Source organism: Bradyrhizobium sp. (assembly GCF_049512235.1).
In the GTDB taxonomy this organism is placed as follows: domain Bacteria; phylum Pseudomonadota; class Alphaproteobacteria; order Rhizobiales; family Xanthobacteraceae; genus Bradyrhizobium.
On the sequence record NZ_JBEKXH010000671.1, the window covers coordinates 1 to 2978 of the forward strand.

Here is a 2978-nt window from a genome sequence, read left to right on the forward strand (position 1 = left end):
AGACGACTTGCCAGAACAATGTGAGTGTTGAGAATAGCATATTGCCATGTCGATCAAATTCGGAAGGCACGAGCTGCTGCGATCCTTCGGCTGGGATAGGCAAGCAAGGCCGATCAAATTCCCGCCAGCGGCAGCACCCGTTGCAGTATCGCCGCCAGGCAGATCAGAACCACAAGCAGTTTGAGAAGGTTTGCCAGGCGGGCTTCATTGGCGAACCTGTCGATGGCCCAAAAGCAAATCGCACCGACGACGCAGATAATCAGAACGCCGATCAAGACCGAAAGCATCGCAAGCTCCTGTGCGGGTGCGGTAAAGCAGCTTTGTCCGACGAAACGGCCCCAGCTCGGGGGGACAGGCTGGGGCCGTCAGTTTCATCGGATGCGCGGGGGGCGCCGTGCATCCGGTAGTCCATCACTAAGTTACCCCGGCGATATTGGTTCCAGGCCCCAGCGGCTTTAACTGGCGCACGACTCCCCCTCACCCCGGCAGGTTCGACGTCCCCATCAGAAACGCATCGATGGCGCGTGCGCACATTCGTCCCTCGCGGATCGCCCACACCACCAATGATTGGCCGCGGCGCATGTCGCCGGCGGAGAACACGTTGGGGCGCGAGGTCTGGTAGTCAGAGGTATTGGCGCGGACGTTGCCGCGTGGGTCGAGGTCGACGCCGAGCGTCTTCAAGAGGCCCTCGTGCACGGGATGGACAAAGCCCATCGCCAGCAGCACGAGCTGCGCATCGAGTTCGAATTCGGTGCCGGGGATCGGCTTGAACTTGTCGTCGACCTCAACGCAATGCAGTTTTGCCACCTTGCCGTCGGCACCGGAAAATCTCTGGGTCAGCACGGCATATTCGCGCTTGGCGCCCTCGGCCTGGCTCGATGACGTCCGCATTTTCAATGGCCAGTTCGGCCAGGTCAGGCCCTTGTTCTCGCGCTCCGGGGGCGCCGGCATGATCTCGAGTTGCGTCACCGACCGCGCGCCTTGCCGGAATGAAGTGCCGATGCAGTCCGATCCGGTATCGCCGCCGCCGATCACCACCACATGCTTGCCGGCGGCCAGAATTTCGGCGGTGTCGCCGAGCGGCTCGCTGCTGACCCGGCGGTTCTGCTGCGGCAGGAAATCCATCGCGAAGTGGATGCCGTGGAGATCGCGGCCGGGAACCGGCAGGTCGCGCGGCGCTTCGGCGCCGCCGGTCAGCGCCAGCACGTCATAGTCGTTGAGCATTTCGCGCGGATCGATCGCGCCGGGGGAGTTGCCGCCGACAGGGCTGTCGCAATGGAAGGTGACGCCCTCGGCTTCCATCTGCACGACGCGGCGGTCGATGATCTGCTTCTCCATCTTGAAATCGGGAATGCCGTAGCGCAACAGCCCGCCGGCCTTGGCGTATCTCTCGAACACGTGGACGTCGTGGCCGACGCGCGCCAGCTGCTGCGCGCAGGCGAGGCCTGCGGGGCCCGAACCGATCACCGCGACCTTCTTGCCGGTCTTGTGCGCTGATATTTCCGGCTTGATCCAGCCGTTGTCCCAGGCGCGGTCGACGATCGCGCATTCGATGGTTTTGATGGTGACGGGATTGTCGTCGATGTTGAGCGTGCAGGAGGCCTCGCACGGCGCCGGGCAGATGCGGCCGGTGAATTCCGGAAAGTTGTTGGTCGAGTGCAGGTTGCGCGAGGCCTCTTCCCAGTTGTCCTGATAGACCAGATCGTTGAAATCCGGAATCTGGTTGTTGACCGGGCAGCCCGGCGTACCCGGCGCCACCGAGCCGGTGCCGTGGCAATAGGGAATGCCGCAATTCATGCAGCGCGCCGCCTGGTCGCGGGTTTCCTTCTCACTGAGCGGAATGACGAATTCGTTGAAACTCTTGATGCGTTCGGGGACATCGGCGTATTTGCGATCGTGCCGCTCGATTTCCAGAAAACCCGTTACCTTGCCCATTAAACTTGCCGCCCCTGAACTTCCGCTGTGTCTTTTCTCTCGCTTGCGAATTCACGCCCCAATCGCGATCTTCGGTTCGGCATCGGCGTTGGTCCGCAATTCCTTCAGCGCGCGGCGGTATTCCACCGGCATCACCTTGCGGAACTTCGGCAGGTAAGTCGTCCAGTTCGAGAGGATCTCGGCGGCGCGTTTGGAACCGGTCAGTTTGGCGTGGCGCGTAACGAGGATGTGCAGCCGCTCGACGTCGGCATCCAGGAGGTTGGCGAACACGTCGACCCGGCCATGGGCCTCGAGATCGCCGAACTGGTGATAGGCGTTCTCGTTGATCATCTCTTCCGAAAGCACCGGCTCGAGCTGAACCATCGCCAGGTTGCAGAGCTTCTCGAAGTCGCCGGCCTCGTCCAGCACGTAGGCCACGCCGCCCGACATGCCGGCGGCGAAATTGCGCCCGGTCTTGCCCAGCACCACCACGATGCCGCCGGTCATGTATTCGCAGCAGTGGTCGCCGGCGCCCTCGACGACGGCGACGGCGCCGGAATTGCGCACGGCGAAGCGCTCGCCGGCGATGCCGCGGAAATAGCATTCGCCCTCGATCGCGCCGTACATCACGGTGTTGCCGACGATGATGGATTCCTCCGGCACGATGCCGGAGATGCGCGGCGGCTTGACGATGATGCGGCCGCCCGACAGGCCCTTGCCGACATAGTCATTGCCTTCGCCTTCGAGCTCGAAGGTGATGCCGCGCGCAAGCCACGCGCCAAAGGCCTGGCCGGCGGTGCCCTTGAACGAGACCTGGATGGTGTCGTGCGGCAGCCCGGCATGGCCGTAGATTCTGGCGATCGTGCCCGACAGCATCGCGCCGGCGCTGCGGTCGGTGTTGTTGATGTCGAGATCGATCTTCACCGGCGCGCCGCGGTCGATCGCGGCTTGCGCCTTTTGGATCAAGGTACGGTCGAGCACGGCTTCCAGGTGATGGTCCTGGTCCTGGGCGTGATAGATCTTCTGGCCCGGCAGCTCTTCCTGACGCACGAACAGTCTCGAGA

The 2978-nt window shown here is 63.1% G+C and carries 3 protein-coding genes; all 3 read right to left on the minus strand.

Annotation, left to right across the window (positions count from 1 at the left end; genetic code table 11):
* Positions 1–113 precede the first annotated feature (113 nt).
* The gene (locus tag ABSG20_RS33675; protein WP_423868757.1) at positions 114–275 is read right to left on the minus strand and encodes a hypothetical protein; all 162 of its coding nucleotides are present in this window, start codon (positions 273–275) and stop codon (positions 114–116) included.
* Positions 276–477: 202 nt separating this feature from the next.
* The gene (locus tag ABSG20_RS33680; RefSeq protein ID WP_423868758.1) at positions 478–1935 is read right to left on the minus strand and encodes a glutamate synthase subunit beta; all 1458 of its coding nucleotides are present in this window, start codon (positions 1933–1935) and stop codon (positions 478–480) included.
* A gap of 51 nt (positions 1936–1986) precedes the next feature.
* On the minus strand, positions 1987–2978 hold a 992-nt coding region (locus ABSG20_RS33685), incomplete at its 5' end, for a GltB/FmdC/FwdC-like GXGXG domain-containing protein (RefSeq protein WP_490338357.1).